The following is a 19,951-nucleotide window of genomic DNA, read 5'->3' on the forward strand; positions in this document are numbered from 1 at the left end:
GCACCCTGCACCTGGTCCCGGCTCTCGCCGGTGACGTACCTGACGGAGACCTCGCACTGTGATCGACTTCCGCTACCACATCGTCTCGCTCATCTCGGTCTTCCTGGCCCTCGCCGTCGGGATCGCGCTGGGCGCAGGTCCGCTCAAGGAGACGATCGGCGACACCCTGACCGGTCAGGTCGAGCAGCTGCGCACCGAGAAGGACACCCTGCGTGCCGAGCTCGACACGACGTCGGGCGACCTGCAGGACACCGAGACCTACATCGACGCCGCCGGCCCGCAGCTGCTGGACGGCACGCTCACGGACCGTCGGGTCGCCGTCGTCGCGCTCGGTGAGGTCGACGAGTCGATCCGCACGGCGATCGACGACCGGCTGGCGCAGGCCGGTGCGAGCGTGACCGCCCGCGTGACCCTGACCGAGACGTGGGTGGACCCGGATGCGCGCACGTTCCGCCAGGCCCTCGTGGGCCAGCTCCTGACCTACCTGGACCCGGTCCCGTCGGACGACGCCGGCGTCGAGGAGGAGCTGGCGTCCGCGCTGGTGCAGGCGCTCGTCACGTCGGACCCGGCCAACCCGGACGTGCTGTCCGACGACGCGTCTGTGCTCCTCGAGCTGCTGTCGTCGAGCGAGAGCGACAGCCCGCTCGTGGCCGTCGCCGAGGAGGTCACGATGCCCGCGGACGCGGTCGTCGTGATCGCCGTGCCGTTCGAGGAGCAGGTCGACGGCGCGACACCGAGCCCGGATCCCTCCGAGTCCGTCCAGGCGGCGCAGCTCGCGGTGCTGAGCGCAGCCCAGACCCTCTCGTCCGGCGCGGTGCTCGCCGACGGCGCGCGTGGCGACGGCAGCCTGACCGACGCGGTGCTCGCGGACCCGGAGCTGGCGGCGACGCTCGCGACGGTCTCCGGCGTCGACCTCGTCACCGGCCAGATCAACGTGCCGCTGGCCCTCGCGGACCGGATCGCCGGCACCACCGGCCACTACGGCTTCGGGGAGGGCGAGACGCCGCTGCCCGCGCCCGTCGAGCTGGCGCCGGTCGACCGCACGCCCCGCGTGCCCGAGAACGCGGACGCGGACGCCGTCACGGGGACCGAGGGATGACGATCGGGCTGCCCCGCCGGGCGGCGGCCGTGGCCGTGGCGGGCGCCATCACCGGGGCGGTGCGCGGGGTCCTGGACGCCCGGGCGCCCGGGGGGCACGCCCGCTGGACCAGGACCAACCACCGGGGCGAGCCCATCAGCCTGCTCGGGGGGCCGGCAGCCGCCGCGGGCCTGCTGGTCGGCGGCCTCGTCGGGGCCGGTTCGGCGTCGAGCCGGGTGGCGCTGACGGTCGCGACCGCGTCCGGTGCCGCGTTCGGCCTCGTGGACGACCTGGGAGAGGACGCCACGGCACGGCGCAAGGGGCTGCGCGGGCACCTGGGAGCCCTCGCGCGCGGCGAGCTCACGACGGGTGGGTTGAAGGTGCTCGGGATCGGAGCGGGTGCGCTGGTCGCGGCGGCCGCCGCCACGCCCGTGCACCGACCCGACGGCTCCCGTCGGGCGACGGCCGGTTGGCTGGCGGACGTCGTGGCCTCGGGCGCGCTCATCGCCTCCAGCGCGAACCTGCTGAACCTGCTGGACCTGCGGCCCGGCCGCGCGCTCAAGGCGGCGACGGCGGTCGCGGCACCCCTCGCGGTCGGGTGCGGCGCCGGCTCCGGTGCGGCGTCGGCCGTTCTCGGCGTCGTCGGTGCAGCAATCGAGCAGGACCTCGCCGAGGCCGACATGCTCGGCGACGGCGGCGCCAACGCGCTCGGCGCGACCCTCGGCACCGCGGTGGTGCTCGGCGCACCACGCCCGGTCCGGCTCGCGTCCCTCGCCGTCGTCCTGGCCCTGACGTTCGCCAGCGAGAAGGTGAGCTTCACGCGGGTCATCGAGCGCACCCCCGTGCTCCGCACGGTCGACTCCTGGGGCCGCCGGCCCGTCGACCCACCGGTGGACCGGTCCGCGTGAGTCCGGCGGCGCGGCGCACGCTTGCCGGTCTCGGCGGCGCCGCCGCGATGATCGCGGCGGTCACCGTCCTGAGCCGGGTGCTCGGGTTCGGGCGGTACCTGGTCCAGGCGTTCGCGTTCGGGGACGGGACCATCGGCGGCGTCTACAACGCCGGGAACACCCTGCCGAACGTGCTGTTCGAGGTGGCCGCCGGCGGCGCGCTCGCCGGGGCCCTCGTCCCGCTGCTCGCCCTGCCCGTGTCCCGCGCCCTCCGCAAGGACGTCGACGCGATCTCCTCTGCGGCGCTCGGCTGGACGCTGCTGGTGCTGATCCCGCTCGGCGGCGCGCTCGCCGCCTGCAGCGGCCCGATCGCCGCGGTGTGGCCGCGGATCGACCACTCGCAGCGCGACCTGCTGCAGTACTTCATCGCGGTGTTCGCGGTCCAGGTGCCGATGTACGGCGTCGCGGTGCTGCTCTACGCGGTCCTGCAGGCGCACAAGAAGTTCTTCTGGCCCGCGTTCGCCCCCGTGCTGTCGTCGGTGGTGGTCATCGCCACCTACCTGGTCTACGCCGCCCTCGCCGACGGTGAGCGCAACGACGCGACGGCGCTGCCCGAGGGCGCGCTGGCGGTGCTCGCGTGGGGGACGACCGTCGGCGTGGCCGCGATGTGCTTCCCGATGTTCGTCCCCGTGCGCCGGCTCGGCGTCCGGCTCCGGCCGACGCTGCGGTTCCCGGCCGGGGTGGGGCGCCGGCTCGCCGCGCTCGCATTCGCCGGCGTCGGCTCGCTCGTCGCCCAGCAGGTGGCGGTCCTCGTCGCCCTGGTGGTCTCGAGCGCGCGCGGCAACCCCGCCACCTTCTCCGTCTACCTGTGGTCCCAGCAGGTCTACCTCCTGCCGTACGCGGTGCTCGTGGTCCCGCTGGCCACCTCGACGTTCCCCCGTCTCGCCGCCCGAGCCGCCGCCGGTGAGCGCGACGCCTACGCCCGCATGGCATCCGGGACCACCCGGGTGGTCCTCGTGGCCGCCGCGGTCGGCGCAGCCGCGGTCGTCGCGGTGGCGCCTGCGGTGGCGGACATCTTCGTGGCCGTCGCGAACGGGGCACCGGGGGTCGGTGCGATGGCGTCGACGATCACCTGGCTGATGCCCGGGCTGGCCGGGTTCGCGCTGATGTTCCACGCCTCCCGCGCGCTCTACGCGATGGAGCGCGGCCGGTCGGCCATCGCCGCCAACGTGGCCGGGTGGGGGACCGCAGCGGTCGCGACTCCCGTGCTCGCAGCCCTGTACGCCCCCGCGGGCGACGACCCTTCGGCCACGCTTGTCGCTCTCGCGCAGGCCAGCTCGCTCGGCATGCTGATCGGCGGCGTCGTGGCCGTGCTGCTGCTGCGCCGCGCGGCGGGACGGGGCGCGACGACCGGGCTCGCCCGCACGGCGCTCGTCCTGGCCGCCGGTGCCGGCGTGGGTGCCGCCGCGGGACGGTGGGTGGTGGACGCGGTGGCGGACATGGCGGGGCACGGTGTCCTCACGGCGGTCGGCGCGGCAGCGGGCGGTGGCCTCGTCGCCGTCCTGCTCGTCGGCGGCGCCGTGCTCGCCGGCGACCGAGGCACCCTGCGGGACTTCCGGACGATCGAAGCCGCGCCCGCGCCTGCCGACGCCCCGCCCGTGCCCGACCCGGCGCACCAGAACGGAGGGTCGTGAGCCCGACGTGTCCTGACTCACCCGTCTCACTTCAGCGCCATCCGGCGTCTATCCGGTAGGTTGGAATCCCGTGACAGAGCGCGCGCATCGACTCTCCGGGCGGTCGGAATCCACGACCCGGCACATCTTCGTCACCGGGGGTGTCGCGTCCTCCCTCGGTAAGGGTCTGACGGCGAGCAGCCTCGGCCGACTCCTTCGCTCCCGTGGCCTTCGCGTCACGATGCAGAAGCTCGACCCGTACCTCAACGTGGACCCGGGCACCATGAACCCGTTCCAGCACGGCGAGGTCTTCGTCACCGAGGACGGGGCCGAGACCGACCTGGACGTCGGGCACTACGAGCGGTTCCTGGACGTGAACCTCGTCGGCTCGGCCAACGTGACCACCGGCCAGGTGTACTCGCAGGTCATCGCGAAGGAGCGACGCGGCGAGTACCTCGGGGACACGGTCCAGGTCATCCCGCACATCACCGACGAGATCAAGACGCGCATGCGTCAGCAGGCGGCCGCGGACATCGACGTGATCATCACGGAGATCGGCGGCACGGTCGGCGACATCGAGTCGCAGCCGTTCCTCGAGGCGGCCCGCCAGGTGCGCCACGACCTCGGGCGGGACAACTGCTTCTTCCTGCACGTCTCGCTCGTGCCGTACATCGGCCCGTCGGGCGAGCTGAAGACCAAGCCGACGCAGCACTCCGTCGCCGCCCTGCGCAGCATCGGCATCCAGCCCGACGCGATCGTCCTGCGCGCGGACCGCGACGTCCCCGAGTCCACCAAGCGCAAGATCGCGCTCTTCTGCGACGTGGACGTCGAGGGTGTCGTCACCGCCAAGGACGCGCCGAGCATCTACGACATCCCGCGCGTGCTGCACTCCGAGGGGCTCGACGCCTACGTGGTGCAGCGGCTCGGGCTCCCGTTCCGGGACGTGGACTGGAAGGGCTGGGACGAGCTGCTGCACCGCGTGCACCAGCCCACCCACCGGGTCGAGGTCGCGCTCGTCGGCAAGTACATCGACCTGCCCGACGCGTACCTGTCCGTCACGGAGGCGCTGCGTGCCGGCGGCTTCCACCACGACACCAAGGTCGTCATCCGCTGGGTCACGTCGGACGACTGCCAGACCCCCGAAGGTGCCCGGCTCGCGCTCGAAGGGGTGGACGCCGTGCTGGTGCCCGGCGGCTTCGGCGTGCGCGGCATCGAGGGCAAGCTCGGCGCCCTGCGCTGGGCGCGCGAGAACCTCGTGCCGACGCTCGGCATCTGCCTGGGCCTGCAGTGCATGGTCATCGAGTACTCGCGCACCATCCTCGGCCTCGAGGGGGCGTCGTCGTCGGAGTTCGACGACGACCCCGCGCACCCGGTCATCGCGACGATGGCCGAGCAGCTGGCGTTCGTCGACGGCAAGGGTGACCTGGGCGGCACCATGCGCCTGGGCGCCTACGAGGCGGTGCTCACACCGGGATCGGTGGTCGCGGAGGCCTACGGCGCGACGCGCGTCGTGGAGCGGCACCGCCACCGCTACGAGGTGAACAACGCCTACCGCGACAAGCTCGAGGCCGCCGGCCTGGTGATCTCCGGGGTCTCACCCGACACCTCGCTGGTCGAGTTCGTGGAGCTGCCGCGGGACGTGCACCCGTACTTCGTGGCCACGCAGGCCCACCCCGAGTTCAAGTCACGCCCGACCCGGGCGCACCCGCTGTTCGCCGGGCTCATCGAGGCTGCCCTGGCGCAGCGCGGCGACGAGTCCTGATGGGGGAGCCGCTGGCCGACCTCGTGGCGCCGCGACCCGTCGTGTCGCACGAGGTCCTCCACGGGGGCAAGATCTTCGACCTGGTCGGCGACGTGGTGGACCTCGGGGACACCCAGGTGCTCCGCGAGTACGTGGCGCACCCGGGTGCCGTCGCGGTCATCGCGCTCGACGACGACGACCGCGTGCTGCTGCTCTCGCAGTACCGGCACCCCGTGCGCTCGGTCCTGTGGGAGCCGCCGGCCGGCCTGCGGGACGTGCCGGACGAGGAGCTGGTCCGGGCGGCGGCCCGCGAGCTGGCGGAGGAGGCCGACCTCGTGGCGGCCTCGTGGTGGCGGCTCGTCGACTTCTACACGAGCCCCGGCGGATCGGACGAGCGGATCCAGGTGTTCCTCGCGCGTGGCCTGCGGCCCGTCGAAGGGGCGGACCTCTACACGCGGACGGACGAGGAAGCGACGATGGTGCCGGTGTGGGTGCCGCTCGACGAGGCCGTGGACGCGGCACTGTCCGGGCGCCTGCGCAGCCCGACCGCCGTCACCGGCGTGCTCGCCGCCGCAGCTGCCCGCGCCCGCGGGTGGTCGACTCTCGAGCCCGTCACCGTCTGACGACCGCGCCGCGCTCTGCCTGACCGTGCCGCCCTCCTCTACGGGAGGGCGGCACGGTCGTCAGCGGCTGGTCGAGCGGCGGTACTGGAAGTTGGCCAGCGGGACGAACACGATGATGAAGATCGCCGACCAGATCAACGTGTAGAGCACCGAGTGCTGCAGCGGCCACGAGTCGGGCGTCGGCACGCCCTCCGGGATGTTGCCGAACAGCTCGCGCGACGCCTGGGTGACGGCCGAGACCGGGTTCCACTCGGCGAACGTCTGCAGCGGTGCCGGGAGCGTCTCCAGCGGGACGAACGTGTTGGCCACGAACGTGAGCGGGAAGATCACGATGAACGTGGCGTTGTTGAACACCTCGACGCTGGGCACGAGCATCCCGAGCCACGCCATGATCCACGAGACGGCGTAGGCGAAGACCAGCAGCAGGATGAAGCCGAGCGCCGCCTCCGCGGGTGAGCTGTGGATCCCCCAGCCGACGAGCAGACCGGTCAGGGACATGACGACCAGGACGAGGACGTTGTTGGCGACGTCGGAGATGGTGCGGCCAGTGAGCACCGCGGAGGGGGCCATCGGCAGTGACCGGAACCGGTCGATGATCCCCTTCTTGACGTCCTCCGCCAGCCCGGCGCCGGTGATCGTGGCGCCGAAGATGACGGTCTGCGCGAAGATCCCCGCCATGAGGAACTCCCGGTACGCCGCGGGGTCCGCCCCGCCCGGCACGGCGATCGCCCCGCCGAACACGTAGGCGAACAGCAGGACGAACATGATCGGCGACAGCGTGGTGAAGACCAGGAGGTCGGGCACGCGCTTGATCTTGATGATGTTGCGCTTGGCGACCACGTAGGCGTCGGCGAGCACGGCGGGGGCGGCCATCAGGCACCGGTGGTGGACTCGTCGGGGGCCGCGTGCCGGCCCGGGCCGGTGGGGGTCGCGGCGGGGGTGTCGGGCGGCGCAGGGTTCCCCGGTCCTCGTCGGCTGTCGTCCTGCCGCTCCTCCTCGGCGGGCCGGCCCGTCAGGGAGAGGAACACGTCGTCCAGGGTGGGGCGGCGCAAGCCGACGTCGTCGATGAGGATCAGCGCGTCGTCGAGCACACGGAGCGCCTCGGTGAGCACCTGAGCGCCCCCGCTGATCGGCATGAGCATCGTGCGGCGGCCCTCGTCGAGGGTGGCCTTGCCGACGCCGAGTGGCTCGAGCAGGTCCCGCCCCCGCGTCAGCGTGCCGGGGTCGCGCACCGTGAGCTCGAGGCGTTCGCCGCCGACCTGGAGCTTGAGCTGGTCGGCGGTGCCCTGCGCGATGATGCGGCCGTGGTCGATGACCACGATGTCGTCGGCCAGCAGGTCCGCCTCCTCCAGGTACTGCGTGGTGAGCAGCAGCGTCGTCCCCCGGGCGACGAGGTTCTGGATCACCTCCCACATCTCGGTGCGACCGCGCGGGTCGAGGCCCGTCGTCGGCTCGTCGAGGAAGATGATCGGCGGGTCCGCGACCAGCGCTCCTGCGAGGTCCAGCCGGCGGCGCATGCCGCCGGAGTAGGTCCTCGAGGGACGGTCTGCGGCGTCCTCGAGCCGGAAGGACGCGAGGAGCTCACGCGCCCGGGCGCGGGAGCGTTTGGCGCCGAGGTGGTACAGCCGGCCGATCATGTCGAGGTTCTCGAACCCCGTGAGGTACTCGTCGACCGCGGCGTACTGCCCGGACAGGCCGATCCGGCGACGGACGTCGCGCGGCCTGGCCAGGACGTCCACGCCGGCGACCGTCGCCGAGCCGTGGTCGGGCCTCAGGAGGGTGGTGAGGATGCGGACGATGGTCGTCTTGCCCGCACCGTTGGGGCCGAGCAGGCCGAGCACCGAGCCGGTCGGCACGGTGAGATCGACCCCGTCGAGGGCCGTGACGGTCTTGTAGCGCTTGACGAGTCCCTGGGCGGTGATCGCGTCTGCCATGGTCCGAGGCTAGGAGCCCCCTCCGACACCCAACAGCCCATATCCGGACGAACTGCTCAGGAGTCGCGCGTGCGCAGGCTCCCGACGAAGAACGTCACGGCCGCCGCGAGCAGCGCCGCACCGAGCATGTGCAGGTTGACCAGCGCGATCGGCAGACCGGTGTTCAGCTGGACGTAGCCGACCGCGCCCTGGGCGAGCGTGACGGCCAGCAGCATCAGGCCGGTGGTCCAGGGGCGGCCGGTCACGCCGCGGCGACGCAGCAGGACCAGCACGACGACGAGCACCGCGACGAACGCCCACACCGACGCGGCGTGCAGCTTCGACATGGTCCACGGATCCACCTGGAACCGGTAGCCCACCTCCTCGTCGCCCGAGTGCGGGCCCGCACCGGTGACGACGACGCCGAGCACCAGGACGAGGGCCGTCAGGGCACAGAGCACGCGGACCAGGACGCGCGTCGTGCGGTCCACCAGCGGGACGGCCGGGCCGTCCCCCTCCCGCGTCCGCACCACGAGCCAGGCGGAGAACGCGACGAGCGCCATCGAGATGAGCAGGTGGCTGCCGACGATCGCGGGGTGCAGGTCGACCAGCACCGTGATGCCGCCGATGACGGCCTGGATCACGACGCCCACCACGGGGACGAGCCCGAGCCGGCGGTAGGACCACGGGCGGCGCCGGTCGAGGACGACGAGCACGGCGACGGCGGCGGCGATGGCCACCAGGACGATGCTCACCGTCCGGTTGCCGAACTCGATGAACGGGTGGATCGACGTCGCCTCGTGGAACTCCGGCGTGAACCGCCCCGGCTCGCACTGCGGCCACGTCGAGCAGCCGAGGCCGGAGCCGGTGAGCCGCACGGCGCCACCGGTCACGATGATGAGGATCTGCCCGACGAGGTTGGCCACGACGGCCGTCCAGGTCCAGCGGTCACGGACCGGGTCGAGGGTCGACGGGGTGGCGAGGGCGGGGGACGAGCTCACGACAACCAGCCTACGGTCCGCCCGGCGCGACTCGGACCGCCCGTCAGTGCCAGCGGAACAGCCGGCTCGCGCCCCAGCCGAGCGCGGCCGTCCAGCCGACGAGGACCACCACCGACCAGGGTGGCAGCGGGCCGTGCAGCAGCGTCTGGCGCATCGCCTCGCCGAGCGCGCCGGAGGGGAGCAGCAGGGCGACGTGAGCCATCGGCCCGGGCAGCTGCTCCGCCGGGATGACGATCCCCCCGGCGACGGCCAGCACGAGCAGCAGCAGGTTGGCGAGGGCGAGCACGGCCTCCGCGCGCAGCGTCCCGGCGACCAGCAGGGCGAGCGACGTGAACGCCGCGGTGCCCAGGACGACCGCGGCCAGGGCCAGGGGGATCCCCGCAGGGTCGGGACGCCAGCCGAGCAGCACGGCGGTCAGCCCGATCACGACGACCTGCACCAGCTCGACGACGAGGACCCCCAGCACCTTGCCCGCGAGGAGCCCACCGCGCCCCAGCGGGGTCGTGGACAGCAGGCGCAGGACGCCGTTGCGCCGGTCGAACGAGGACGCGATGGCCTGCGACGTGAACGACGTCGTCATGACGGCCAGGGCCAGCACCCCCGGGGTGAGGAAGTCGATCCGGCTGGCGCCCCCGGTGTCCAGGTCGATCGCGGTGGCCTTGGTCAGCCCGACGAGCACGAGCACCGGGACGATGATCGTGACCAGCAGCTGCTCGCCGTTGCGCAGGATCGCGCGTGCCTCGAACGAGGTCTGCGCGAGGACGCGGGTCATGGTGGGGGCGGCGGCGCTCATCGCAGGTTCCGTCCGGTCAGGTCGAGGAAGACGTCCTCGAGGGTGCGCCGTCCGACGGTCAGCCGGGTGGCCAGCGCGCCTCGCGCGGCGAGCCAGGACGTGACCGCGGCGACCGCTGCGGGATCAACGGCCCCGGTGATGGTGTAGCAGCCGTCGCGCGGCTCCGTGACGACGAACTCCGTCCCCAGCGCGGCACCGAGGGCGAGCCCCGGCACGGTCTCGAGCCGCAGCGTGCGGTCCTGGGCCGACGAGACGAGCGACGGCACCGACCCCTGCGCGATCACGCGGCCGTGGTCGACGATCGCGACGTGGTCGGCGAGGTCCTCCGCCTCGTCCATGAGGTGCGTCGTGAGCAGGACGGCGACGCCCTCGTCGCGCAGCTCGCGCACGAGGTCCCACACGGCGTGCCGGGTCTGCGGGTCCATGCCCGCGCTGGGCTCGTCGAGGAACACGACCTCGGGCCGGCCGACGATCGCCGCCGCGAGCGCCAGCCGCTGACGCTGTCCTCCGGACAGGCGCCGGACGGTGGTCCGCGCGAACGACGCGAGCCCGAGGCGCTCGGTGAGCTCGCCGAGGTCGCGCGGGTCGGCGTACATCCGGGCGACGTGCGCGAGCATCTCGTGTGCTCGTACGCCGGTCGGCAGACCGCCGTCCTGGAGCATGACGCCGACGCGCGGACGGAGCTCGCCGGCCTGGGTCAGGGGGTCGAGGCCCAGCACGCGGACCGTGCCGGCATCCGGCTCACGCAGCCCCTCGCAGCACTCGACCGTCGTGGTCTTGCCTGCACCGTTGGGACCGAGGACCGCGGTGACCTGCCCGTGGTGGGCCACGAGGTCCAGACCGTCGACCACGGCGCGACCGCTGTAGCGCTTGACGAGCCGTGAGATCTCGAGCGCGGGGGAGTCGGGCACGAGAGGGAAGTCTAGGGCGCAGCCGTAGCGGGGCCGGTGTGAGGCAGCCGACGCCAGCAAAGGCTCTCCTTGCTTGCAGGGATGGATATTGGCAACAAGGATGTTGTCAATATCGCGGCACCTGCCCTCGCACGGTCGGGCGCGCCGCCCGGACCCGTCGGAGGTGAGCATGGACGTCACGCTGCCCGCGGCCGACGACCGCACCGCCACCGACGCGACGCACGTCGACCCCGATGCGGGCACCCGTCAGCGGGTGCTGCAGATCGTCGCCTCCGCCGGCCCCGTGTCCGCCGCCGAGCTCGCCGCCCAGCTGGACCTGGCGCCCGCGGGCATCCGGCGTCACCTCGGCGTCCTCGAGGCCACCGACCAGATCGCCGTGCACGACGGCGCTGCCGGTCTGCGCCGACCGCAGGGTCGGGGGCGTCCCGCGCGCCGGTACGTCGTCACCAGCCGCGGCCAGGCCGCGCTGACCCACAACTACTCCGAGCTCGCCACGCAGGCGCTGCGCTTCCTCGCCGAGACCGCCGGCCAGCAGGCCGTGCAGGGCTTCGCGGAGCAGCGGGTGCGCGCGCTGGAGGAGCGGCACGTCGCGGCCGTCGCGGCCGCGGGCGACGACGTCGCCGAGCGCGTTCGTGTGCTGGCCGACGGGCTGACCGCCGACGGGTACGCCGCCTCCGCCCGGCCCGTGCCCGGTGGGCTGGCGCTGCAGCTCTGCCAGGGGCACTGCCCCGTGCAGGAAGTCGCCCACGAGTTCCCGCAGCTCTGCGAGGCCGAGGCCCGTGCGTTCTCGCGCCTCCTCGGTGTGCACGTGCAGCGCCTGGCGACGCTGGCCGGCGGAGGCCACGTCTGCACCACCAGCATCCCTTTGACCATCGCACCCACCCCGTCGACCAGCGCCACCCCTCGTACCCCTGCCCACCCCGTGCTCTCCGTGGAAGGACATTCAGCATGAGTGCACAGACCGACAGCACTGCGGCCGCTGCGCCGCAGATGACCCAGGACGAGGCCATCGCCTCGATCGGGAACTACAACTACGGCTGGCACGACGCCGACACCGCCGGGGCCGTCGCGACCCGCGGGCTGTCGGAGGCCAAGGTCCGGGAGATCTCCGCGCTCAAGAACGAGCCCGAGTGGATGCTCAAGACGCGCCTGAAGTCGCTGCGCCTGTTCGACAAGAAGCCCATGCCCTGGTGGGGCTCCGACCTGTCGGGCATCGACTTCGACAACATCAAGTACTTCGTGCGGTCCACGGAGAAGCAGGCCACCAGCTGGGAGGACCTGCCCGAGGACATCAAGAGCACGTACGACCGCCTGGGCATCCCGGAGGCGGAGAAGCAGCGCCTCGTCGCCGGCGTCGCCGCGCAGTACGAGTCCGAGGTCGTCTACCACCAGATCCAGGAGTCGCTCGAGGAGCAGGGCGTGATCTTCCTCGACACCGACACCGCGCTGCGTGAGCACCCGGAGATCTTCGAGCAGTACTTCGGCTCGGTCATCCCTCCCGGCGACAACAAGTTCGCCGCGCTGAACACGGCGGTCTGGTCGGGCGGCTCGTTCGTCTACGTCCCGCCGGGCGTGCACGTCGAGATCCCGCTGCAGGCCTACTTCCGGATCAACACCGAGAACATGGGCCAGTTCGAGCGGACGCTGATCATCGCCGACGAGGGCTCGTACGTGCACTACGTCGAGGGCTGCACCGCCCCGGTGTACTCGAGCGACTCGCTGCACTCCGCGGTCGTCGAGATCATCGTCAAGAAGAACGCCCGCGTGCGGTACACGACCATCCAGAACTGGTCGAACAACGTCTACAACCTCGTGACCAAGCGGGCGACCGCGGCCGAGGGCGCCACCATGGAGTGGGTCGACGGCAACATCGGCTCCAAGGTGACCATGAAGTACCCGGCCATCTACCTGCTGGGCGAGCACGCGCGCGGCGAGACGCTGTCCATCGCGTTCGCCGGTGCGGGCCAGCACCAGGACGCCGGCGCCAAGATGGTGCACGCCGCGCCGCACACCTCCAGCTCGATCGTCTCCAAGTCGGTCGCGCGCGGCGGTGGTCGCACGTCCTACCGCGGGCTGGTGCAGGTGCTCGAGGGCGCCCACCACTCCGCGTCGAACGTGCTCTGCGACGCCCTCCTGGTCGACCAGATCTCGCGCTCCGACACGTACCCCTACGTGGACGTGCGCGAGGACGACGTGTCGATGGGCCACGAGGCGACCGTGTCGCGCGTGAGCGAGGACCAGCTGTTCTACCTGATGTCCCGAGGCATGGCCGAGACCGAGGCCATGGCGATGATCGTGCGCGGGTTCGTCGAGCCCATCGCGCGTGAGCTGCCCATGGAGTACGCCCTCGAGCTGAACCGCCTCATCGAGCTGCAGATGGAAGGGGCCGTCGGCTGATGACGACCACTACGACGCCTACGTCCGGTCCGTTGTCGACGGACCACTCGCGGGCCACCGCCGACGGCCACAGCCACGGGGTCGGCCCGCTCCCCGAGGCGTCCCGCGCCTCCCGCCCGACGTCCTTCGACGTCACCGACTTCCCCGTGCCGAACGGGCGCGAGGAGGAGTGGCGCTTCGCCCCCGTCGCCCGGCTCGCGCCGTTGTTCGCCGCGGACACCGACGGTGTGCTCAACGGGCACGGGGTGCTCACGACCGTCGTCGAGTCGCCCGAGGTGCAGGTCGAGATCGTCGAGCGTGACGACGAGCGGCTCGGGACGGCGGGCCGGCCGGGTGACCGGACGGCAGCGGTTGCCTGGGCCTCGTTCCCGCGCGCCACGATCGTCACCATCCCGCAGGAGGTCGTCGCCACCGAGGTGACGTCCATCCGCATCGAGGGCGTCGAGGGTGCGGGCATGCACGAGGCGCCGCTCGAGCCCACCGCGACGCACCTGCTCGTGCACGCCAAGCCGCTCTCGCAGTCGGTCGTGATCATCGACCACATCGGCCACGCGTCGCTCACCGAGACGGTCGAGATCGTCGCCGACGAGGGCGCGCACCTGACCGTGGTCACCGTGCACGACTGGGCCGAGGGCTCGGTCCACGCGTCGTCGCACCGCGTGCGGATCGGCCGTGACGCCACGGTCAAGCACATCGCGGTGACGCTCGGCGGCGACGTCGTGCGCATCACGCCGGACGCCGAGTTCGTGGGCGAGGGCGGCACGGTCAAGATGCTCGGCCTCTACTTCGCCGACGCCGGCCAGCACCAGGAGCAGCGCCTCTTCGTCGACCACGCCGTGCCCAACTGCGTCTCGCGCGTCACGTACAAGGGCGCCCTGCAGGGCGAGGGCGCGCACACGGTGTGGGTCGGCGACGTGCTCATCCGTGCCGCTGCCGAGGGCACCGACACGTACGAGCTCAACCGCAACCTCGTGCTGTCCGACGGCGCGCGCGCGGACTCCGTGCCCAACCTCGAGATCGAGACGGGCCTCATCGAGGGTGCCGGCCACGCCAGCGCGACCGGCCGGTTCGACGACGAGCAGCTCTTCTACCTGCGCGCTCGCGGCATCCCCGAGACCGACGCCCGCCGCCTGGTGGTGCGCGGCTTCTTCGCGGAGCTCATCCACGAGATCGGCGTGCCCGCGATCGAGGAGCGCCTCATCGGCGCCATCGAGCGCGAGCTGGAGAAGTCGATGAGCGTGCTCGACGCCATGTCCGACGGGCACGTCGAGGGCTCCGAGGTGTCCCTCACGACGGAGCGTGCATGAGCGCGCAGCTGGCCTGCTACGAGGAGGACGTGCCCGTCGAGGGCACGCTCCGGGTCGAGCTGGAGGCCGAGCACGGCACGGTCGAGGTCGCGCTGGTCCGCGACTCCGACGGTGAGCTGCACGCCATCAGCGACATCTGCTCGCACGGCGCCGTCTCGCTGTCCGAAGGGGAGGTGGAGGGCTGCACGATCGAGTGCTGGCTCCACGGCTCCCGCTTCGACCTGCGCACCGGCAAGCCCACGGGCCCGCCCGCGGTCCGGCCCGTCCCCGTCTACCCCGTGACCGTCGACGGCCAGCGCGTGCTGGTCGACGTCGACGCCCCGCTCTAGAAGTCTGGAAGGAACAGCATGTCCACCCTGGAGATCCACGACCTGCACGTCAGCGTCGAGACGAAGGAGGGCCCCAAGCCCATCCTCCGCGGCGTCGACCTGACCGTCGCCAGCGGCGAGACGCACGCCATCATGGGCCCGAACGGCTCCGGCAAGTCGACCCTGGCGTACTCCCTCGCCGGCCACCCGAAGTACCAGGTGACCTCCGGCACCGTCACGCTCGACGGTGTCGACGTGCTGGCCATGTCGGTCGACGAGCGCGCCCGCGCCGGCCTCTTCCTCGCCATGCAGTACCCGGTCGAGGTCCCGGGTGTCAGCGTGTCGAACTTCCTGCGCACCGCCAAGACCGCGATCGACGGCACCGCCCCGCCGCTGCGCAGCTGGGTCAAGGACGTCCGCACCGCCATGGACAACCTGCGGATGGACCCGACCTTCGCGGAGCGCTCGGTCAACGAGGGCTTCTCCGGCGGCGAGAAGAAGCGCCACGAGATCCTCCAGATGGAGCTGCTCAAGCCCGCGTTCGCGATCCTCGACGAGACCGACTCCGGCCTGGACGTCGACGCGCTGCGCGTCGTGTCGGAGGGCGTCAACCGGGTCAAGGCCAGCGGCGACGTCGGTGTCCTGCTCATCACGCACTACACGCGGATCCTGCGCTACATCACGCCGGACTTCGTGCACGTGTTCGTGGACGGCAAGGTCGCCGAGGAGGGCGGGCCCGAGCTGGCCGAGCGCCTCGAGAACGAGGGCTACGACCGCTTCCTGACGAGCGCCACGGTCCTCTGAGGGCCCCTGAAGACCCCGGAGGCACCGTGACCAGCACCCTCGACGAGGCGGCCCGGACGCTCGACGCGTCCGAGCTCGCCGCCGTGCGCGCCGACTTCCCGCTGCTCGCGCGCACGATGCGCGGCGGGCGTCCGCTGGTGTACCTCGACTCGGGGGCCACCTCCCAGAAGCCCGAGGTCGTCCTCGACGCCGAGCAGGACTTCTACGGGCAGCGCAACGCCGCCGTGCACCGCGGCGCGCACCAGCTCGCCGAGGAGGCCACCGAGGCGTTCGAGGACGCGCGGGACCGCGTCGCCTCGTTCGTCGGGGTGTCGCCGGGGTCGCTGGTCTGGACGTCGAACGCGACCGCGGGGATCAACCTGGTCGCGTACGCGATGTCCAACGCGTCCCTGGGGCGCGGGGGAGCGGCGGCACGGCAGCTCGCGCTCGGCCCGGGGGACGAGATCGTGGTCACCGAGGCCGAGCACCACGCGAACCTCGTGCCGTGGCAGGAGCTCGCGCTGCGCACGGGCGCAACGCTGCGCTGGATCGGCGTCGACGACGACGGGCGCCTGCGGCTCGACGAGCTCGACACCGTGGTCACCGACCGGACGAAGGTGCTGGCGTTCACGCACGCGTCGAACGTGACGGGAGCGATCACCCCGGTCGCACCGTTCGTCGAGCGTGCCCGTGCGGTCGGTGCGCTGACGGTGCTCGACGCCTGCCAGTCGGTCCCGCACCTGCCCGTGAACCTCACCGCGCTGGGTGTCGACTTCGCGGTCTTCTCGGGCCACAAGATGCTCGGACCGACCGGTGTCGGCGCGCTGTACGGGCGGCGGGAGCTGCTCGAGGCCATGCCTCCGGTGGCCACCGGAGGGTCCATGGTCGAGGTCGTGACCATGGAGTCGACGACGTACGCGCCGCCGCCGCAGCGGTTCGAGGCCGGCACGCAGATGGTCGCGCAGACCATCGGCCTGGGCGCGGCCGCCTCCTACCTGCAGGAGCTCGGCATGGACGCGGTCGCCGCGCACGAGGCGCACCTCGCCGGGCTGCTGCTCGACGCGGTGGCCACCGTCCCGGGCGTGCGGGTCATCGGTCCGACCGACACGCGCGACCGCCTGGCGACGGTCTCGTTCGTCGTCGACGGCGTGCACGCGCACGATGTCGGCCAGGTGCTGGACGACGCGGGCGTGGCGGTGCGGGTGGGCCACCACTGCGCGCAGCCGCTGCACCGACGGTTCGGCGTGGCGTCGACCTCGCGGGCCAGCGCCGCGGTCTACACGACCGACGAGGAGATCGAGGTGTTCCGGGAAGCACTGACGGGGGTCCGGGCGTTCTTCGGTCTGGAGGCGTCATGAGCACGGGATCGATGGAACAGCTGTACCAGCAGGTCATCCTCGACCACGCGAAGTTCCCGCACGGCAAGGGACTCGGCGTGGCCGGTGACGCGGACCTGCACACCGGCGAGTCGCACCAGGTGAACCCGACCTGCGGCGACGAGGTGACCCTGCAGGTGGACGTCTCGGACGACGGGATCGTCCGGGCGGTGCGCTGGGACGGGCAGGGCTGCAGCATCTCGCAGGCCTCGGTCTCGGTGCTGCACGACCTGGTGGTCGGCAACCCCCTGGCCACGGTGGACCAGATCGGCGGCACGTTCCGCGCGCTCATGCAGACGCGCGGGGCCGGGCTCGACGACGACGCCGAGGACACCCTCGGCGATGCGACCGCCTTCACGGGCGTCGCCAAGTACCCCGCGCGGATCAAGTGCGCCCTGCTCGGCTGGGCGGCGCTGACCGACGCACTCATCAAGACCGGCGCACGGGAGAACTCATGAGCACGGAGACACCCTCGACCAGCCCTTCTCCGACCACGGTGGCCGACGTCGAGGAGGCCCTGCGCGATGTCATCGACCCCGAGCTCGGCATCAACGTCGTCGACCTCGGCCTGATCTACGGCGTGGTCATCGACCAGACGAACACCGCGGTGATCGACATGACGCTCACGTCCGCGGCCTGCCCGCTGACCGACGTCATCGAGGACCAGTCGGCGCAGGCCCTCGACGGGATCGTCGACGGCTTCCGGATCAACTGGGTCTGGATGCCGCCGTGGGGCCCGGAGAAGATCACGCCCGACGGCCGCGAGCAGATGCGGGCCCTCGGCTTCAACATCTGAGCACGCTCGCTCGAACGGCCCCGGTCAGCACGCTGACCGGGGCCGTTGGCGTCGCCGCGCCCGGAAGGCGCCCTGCACGGACGTCGTCGGTCCGCGCAGCGGTGCTCAGAGCGACGGGTCGTGGATCACGGCGGTGAACAGCGGCAAGCCGGTGGCGGTGTCGGTCAGGAGAAGGACGAAGGGCCGGTCCAGGACGACCTCGTCCAGCGCGGACAGCGACGACGACTCCGTGACGACGACGGCGGTGGCCGCAGCCGCTTCGGTGCCCCGCTCGTCGACCACCAGGTACGTCTTCTGCACGACGCGGGTGATCTCCAGGCCGGCACTGCCCAACCCCGCGAAGTCGCCGTGCGCGGGCAGGCCGAGGTCCAGCAGCGTGTCACGCAGGTCGTGGCTCTGCTCGACGTGCAGCGCGGGCAGCGCGACGGCGGTGGGTGCGGCGGGGGCGTCCGAGAGCGCGTCGAGCACGGCGCTGGTGACCCCGCACGGGTCCGTCCCGGCGGGCGGCAGCACCGCGACGGCCGCGAGGGTCCCGTCCCGGTACGGCAGCTCGACGGACACCCACCCGTCCGCGGTACGAGCCGTCCCCGTGGCGCCCCGCATCATGTCGACGTCCCGTGCGCCGTCCGGGGTCGCGAAGGCTTCGCGGTCCGTGGACGCGAACGGGCTCAGCCATGAGGCATCCAGGTGCAGGGCGTTGGTCAGCACCGCGGATGTCGTCGGCGACAACGGCCGGTCGATGACCTCCGGGATGCGCCCGGCCGTGTCGCGCCCCACCTGGGCGTTGATCCGTTCGGTCGCGCCGTCCGGGTCACCGGCGACGTCCAGCCGCTCGACCCCTGCGTCGAAGGCGGTCGCCAGGTCGTCCAGGTACGCGGGCGTCGGTCGGGTGTGCGTGGCGGTCCACAGCCGGTTGCTCAGCCGCAGGGAGTCCGGTGCCTCGTCGGCGGTCGGGTCCGTGCCCGCCGGCGCGGCGAGCGACGCCAGCGCCCGCGTGTGCTGCTGGACGGCGGCGATGAGGTCCGGGGACCATGACGGCAGGTGGAGCAGGTCGGCCATCCGGTCGGCAGTCTCACCACCGGCGGCGGGGTACAGCAGCCCGAGCGCCTCAGCGGCCGAGGTCGGCGAGAGCGCGAGATTCTCCTGGGGGCGGTCCGTGCAGACCGCGTGCAGCAGGTCCATCCCGAACGCCGTCTGGGCCGCGGCGACGTCCGTTGCGGTGAGCGCACCCGGCCGAACGACCTGCACCTCGCCTCGGTGGCCGGTCGCCGCGTCCGGACCACCCGGGCTGCCCGCGCACCCCGCCGTGACCAGGAGCGCACCGGCGATCACGGCGATGGCGGTACGTCGCGCCACGGGAGCTCCTGGGGCCGGTGGTGGCCCACCGCGGCCGCGGTGCACCCTCACCCCGGTATGTGTCGGCGCACCCGTCGCCCTTGCACCGTCACGGGTGCGCGCGCGTCAGAGCTGGTCGGTGGCGAACGTGTCGCAGGCAGCGAGGCTGCCCTGCTCGTAGCCAGTGGTGAACCAACGCTGGCGCTGCTCGCTCGACCCGTGCGTCCACGAGTCGGGGTTCACGCCGCCCGCCGACTGCTCCTGGATGTTGTCGTCGCCGACCGCAGCCGCCGCACCGAGCGCGTTCTGGAGCTGCTGCTGGGTGATCGGCTCGAGGTAGGCGACGCCGGTCTCCGGGTCGACGGTGGTGGCGGCGTTGCCGGCCCACATCCCGGCGTAGCAGTCGGCCTGGAGCTCGACGCGCACGGAGTCCGAGTCGGCACCGGAGCCCTGCCGGTCCGCGCTGTCCATCACGCCGGTGATCTGCTGGAGGTGGTGGCCGTACTCGTGGGCGATCACGTACTGCTGTGCGAGCGGGCCGTCCTGCGCGCCGAGCTGCTCGAGCTGGTCGAAGAAGGAGACGTCCACGTAGATGGCCGCGTCCGGCGGGCAGTAGAAGGGACCGGTGGAGCTCGACGCGTTCCCGCAGCCGGTGGAGATGGCGTCGGTGAACGAGTACGCGACCGGCTGGCTGAACTGACCGCCGGCGGCGGGGATCGTCGCTCCCCAGAACGTGTCGAGGGAGTCGAGGGTCGCGCTGTAGCGGCACTCGCGGTCGGTGTTGGCCTGTTCGACGGTGCACGCGCCGACGGTCTCCGACGGCTGCGCCCCCGGATCCTGCGCGGCGCCGCCGGTCATCCCCGAGAGGTCCACCCCCGTGAACATGTAGATGACGAGCGCGAGGAGGCCGACGGCACCACCACCGACCGCCACCTTGCCGCCCCCGCCGCCCTTGCGGACGCGGCCGCCGCCGAAGTTGCCACCCTCCTGAAATGTCACCGGGGAACCGTAGCGGCGACCGCGGGTCCG

Annotated in this window: 20 protein-coding genes; 13 read left to right on the forward strand and 7 right to left on the reverse strand. The window is 72.4% G+C overall.

All coding sequences use genetic code 11. The features are described 5' to 3' along the window. Positions 1–58: 58 nt before the first annotated feature. The 5 genes from KG102_RS07415 (at position 59) to KG102_RS07435 (ending at position 6,002) form a co-directional block, all read left to right on the forward strand. The gene (locus KG102_RS07415; protein WP_208213717.1) at positions 59–1,099 is read left to right on the forward strand and encodes a copper transporter; all 1,041 of its coding nucleotides are present in this window, start codon (positions 59–61) and stop codon (positions 1,097–1,099) included. After that, positions 1,096–1,986 carry a hypothetical protein gene (locus tag KG102_RS07420; protein WP_208213716.1) on the forward strand — a complete coding sequence of 297 codons (891 nt, stop codon included), beginning with the start codon at positions 1,096–1,098 and terminating at the stop codon, positions 1,984–1,986. The genes KG102_RS07415 and KG102_RS07420 overlap by 4 nt, the downstream gene beginning before the upstream one ends. Further along, positions 1,983–3,659: a murein biosynthesis integral membrane protein MurJ gene (gene murJ / locus KG102_RS07425; RefSeq protein ID WP_208290104.1), complete on the forward strand. Its 1,677-nt coding sequence runs from the start codon at positions 1,983–1,985 to the stop codon at positions 3,657–3,659. Before KG102_RS07420 ends, murJ begins: the two co-directional genes overlap by 4 nt. 70 nt (positions 3,660–3,729) lie before the next feature. Further along, on the forward strand, positions 3,730–5,400 hold the full coding sequence (locus KG102_RS07430; protein ID WP_208213714.1) for a CTP synthase: 1,671 nt from the start codon (positions 3,730–3,732) through the stop codon (positions 5,398–5,400). Further along, a complete protein-coding gene (locus tag KG102_RS07435; RefSeq protein WP_208290103.1) occupies positions 5,400–6,002 on the forward strand; it encodes an NUDIX domain-containing protein in 603 nt (200 codons plus the stop codon). Before KG102_RS07430 ends, KG102_RS07435 begins: the two co-directional genes overlap by 1 nt. Before the next feature lie 60 nt (positions 6,003–6,062). On the opposite strand, the gene KG102_RS07440 is transcribed toward KG102_RS07435, so the two are convergent. From KG102_RS07440 to KG102_RS07460, 5 genes are read right to left on the reverse strand one after another with little or no spacing between them, the layout of a single operon-like run. Then, positions 6,063–6,875 (reverse strand): ABC transporter permease, encoded by an 813-nt coding sequence (locus KG102_RS07440; protein ID WP_208213712.1) that lies wholly within the window; start codon positions 6,873–6,875, stop codon positions 6,063–6,065. Next, a complete protein-coding gene (locus KG102_RS07445) occupies positions 6,875–7,936 on the reverse strand; it encodes an ATP-binding cassette domain-containing protein (protein ID WP_208213711.1) in 1,062 nt (353 codons plus the stop codon). Before KG102_RS07445 ends, KG102_RS07440 begins: the two co-directional genes overlap by 1 nt. Positions 7,937–7,992: 56 nt before the next feature. Continuing rightward, positions 7,993–8,916: a COX15/CtaA family protein gene (locus KG102_RS07450; protein WP_208290102.1), complete on the reverse strand. Its 924-nt coding sequence runs from the start codon at positions 8,914–8,916 to the stop codon at positions 7,993–7,995. A gap of 43 nt (positions 8,917–8,959) precedes the next feature. Beyond that, complete coding sequence (locus tag KG102_RS07455) at positions 8,960–9,709, reverse strand: ABC transporter permease (RefSeq protein ID WP_208290101.1); 750 nt, start codon at positions 9,707–9,709, stop codon at positions 8,960–8,962. Beyond that, positions 9,706–10,620: an ABC transporter ATP-binding protein gene (locus tag KG102_RS07460; RefSeq protein ID WP_249667513.1), complete on the reverse strand. Its 915-nt coding sequence runs from the start codon at positions 10,618–10,620 to the stop codon at positions 9,706–9,708. The genes KG102_RS07455 and KG102_RS07460 overlap by 4 nt, the downstream gene beginning before the upstream one ends. 169 nt (positions 10,621–10,789) lie before the next feature. Here KG102_RS07460 and KG102_RS07465 point away from each other — a divergent pair, with 169 nt between their 5' ends. From KG102_RS07465 to KG102_RS07500, 8 genes are read left to right on the forward strand one after another with little or no spacing between them, the layout of a single operon-like run. Continuing rightward, positions 10,790–11,572 carry a helix-turn-helix transcriptional regulator gene (locus KG102_RS07465; RefSeq protein WP_208213707.1) on the forward strand — a complete coding sequence of 261 codons (783 nt, stop codon included), beginning with the start codon at positions 10,790–10,792 and terminating at the stop codon, positions 11,570–11,572. Next, on the forward strand, positions 11,569–13,017 hold the full coding sequence (gene sufB, locus KG102_RS07470; RefSeq protein ID WP_208213706.1) for a Fe-S cluster assembly protein SufB: 1,449 nt from the start codon (positions 11,569–11,571) through the stop codon (positions 13,015–13,017). Before KG102_RS07465 ends, sufB begins: the two co-directional genes overlap by 4 nt. Further along, entirely contained in the window at positions 13,017–14,324 is a 1,308-nt protein-coding gene (gene sufD, locus KG102_RS07475) for a Fe-S cluster assembly protein SufD (RefSeq protein ID WP_208213705.1), read from the forward strand. The genes sufB and sufD overlap by 1 nt, the downstream gene beginning before the upstream one ends. After that, positions 14,321–14,653 carry a non-heme iron oxygenase ferredoxin subunit gene (locus KG102_RS07480; protein ID WP_208213704.1) on the forward strand — a complete coding sequence of 111 codons (333 nt, stop codon included), beginning with the start codon at positions 14,321–14,323 and terminating at the stop codon, positions 14,651–14,653. The genes sufD and KG102_RS07480 overlap by 4 nt, the downstream gene beginning before the upstream one ends. Before the next feature lie 18 nt (positions 14,654–14,671). Further along, complete coding sequence (sufC, locus tag KG102_RS07485) at positions 14,672–15,436, forward strand: Fe-S cluster assembly ATPase SufC (RefSeq protein ID WP_208213703.1); 765 nt, start codon at positions 14,672–14,674, stop codon at positions 15,434–15,436. 26 nt (positions 15,437–15,462) lie between these two features. Then, positions 15,463–16,773 carry a cysteine desulfurase gene (locus KG102_RS07490; protein WP_208290099.1) on the forward strand — a complete coding sequence of 437 codons (1,311 nt, stop codon included), beginning with the start codon at positions 15,463–15,465 and terminating at the stop codon, positions 16,771–16,773. Continuing rightward, on the forward strand, positions 16,770–17,249 hold the full coding sequence (gene sufU, locus KG102_RS07495) for a Fe-S cluster assembly sulfur transfer protein SufU (RefSeq protein ID WP_208213701.1): 480 nt from the start codon (positions 16,770–16,772) through the stop codon (positions 17,247–17,249). Before KG102_RS07490 ends, sufU begins: the two co-directional genes overlap by 4 nt. Continuing rightward, entirely contained in the window at positions 17,246–17,587 is a 342-nt protein-coding gene (locus KG102_RS07500) for a metal-sulfur cluster assembly factor (RefSeq protein ID WP_208213700.1), read from the forward strand. Before sufU ends, KG102_RS07500 begins: the two co-directional genes overlap by 4 nt. Before the next feature lie 105 nt (positions 17,588–17,692). On the opposite strand, the gene KG102_RS07505 is transcribed toward KG102_RS07500, so the two are convergent. Beyond that, a complete protein-coding gene (locus KG102_RS07505; RefSeq protein WP_208290098.1) occupies positions 17,693–18,943 on the reverse strand; it encodes a serpin family protein in 1,251 nt (416 codons plus the stop codon). A 105-nt stretch (positions 18,944–19,048) separates the two neighbouring features. Then, positions 19,049–19,921, reverse strand: a complete 873-nt coding sequence (gene ypfJ / locus KG102_RS07510) for a KPN_02809 family neutral zinc metallopeptidase (RefSeq protein ID WP_208290097.1) — start codon at positions 19,919–19,921, stop codon at positions 19,049–19,051. Between the last annotated feature and the right edge of the window lie 30 nt (positions 19,922–19,951).

It is taken from the genome of Cellulomonas fengjieae (genome assembly GCF_018388465.1).
GTDB classification, from domain to species: domain Bacteria; phylum Actinomycetota; class Actinomycetes; order Actinomycetales; family Cellulomonadaceae; genus Cellulomonas; species Cellulomonas fengjieae.

Bases quoted from the DNA above. Each gene is read 5' to 3' on its own strand.
- KG102_RS07420 (WP_208213716.1), top strand. From the start codon at position 1,096: ATGACGATCGGGCTGCCCCGCCGGGCGGCGGCCGTGGCCGTGGCGGGC.
- KG102_RS07435 (WP_208290103.1), top strand. From the start codon at position 5,400: ATGGGGGAGCCGCTGGCCGACCTCGTGGCGCCGCGACCCGTCGTGTCG.
- sufC (WP_208213703.1), top strand. From the start codon at position 14,672: ATGTCCACCCTGGAGATCCACGACCTGCACGTCAGCGTCGAGACGAAG.
- KG102_RS07455 (WP_208290101.1), bottom strand. From the start codon at position 9,709: ATGAGCGCCGCCGCCCCCACCATGACCCGCGTCCTCGCGCAGACCTCG.
- KG102_RS07480 (WP_208213704.1), top strand. From the start codon at position 14,321: ATGAGCGCGCAGCTGGCCTGCTACGAGGAGGACGTGCCCGTCGAGGGC.
- KG102_RS07465 (WP_208213707.1), top strand. From the start codon at position 10,790: ATGGACGTCACGCTGCCCGCGGCCGACGACCGCACCGCCACCGACGCG.
- sufD (WP_208213705.1), top strand. From the start codon at position 13,017: ATGACGACCACTACGACGCCTACGTCCGGTCCGTTGTCGACGGACCAC.
- KG102_RS07500 (WP_208213700.1), top strand. From the start codon at position 17,246: ATGAGCACGGAGACACCCTCGACCAGCCCTTCTCCGACCACGGTGGCC.
- KG102_RS07440 (WP_208213712.1), bottom strand. From the start codon at position 6,875: ATGGCCGCCCCCGCCGTGCTCGCCGACGCCTACGTGGTCGCCAAGCGC.
- KG102_RS07445 (WP_208213711.1), bottom strand. From the start codon at position 7,936: ATGGCAGACGCGATCACCGCCCAGGGACTCGTCAAGCGCTACAAGACC.
- sufU (WP_208213701.1), top strand. From the start codon at position 16,770: ATGAGCACGGGATCGATGGAACAGCTGTACCAGCAGGTCATCCTCGAC.
- sufB (WP_208213706.1), top strand. From the start codon at position 11,569: ATGAGTGCACAGACCGACAGCACTGCGGCCGCTGCGCCGCAGATGACC.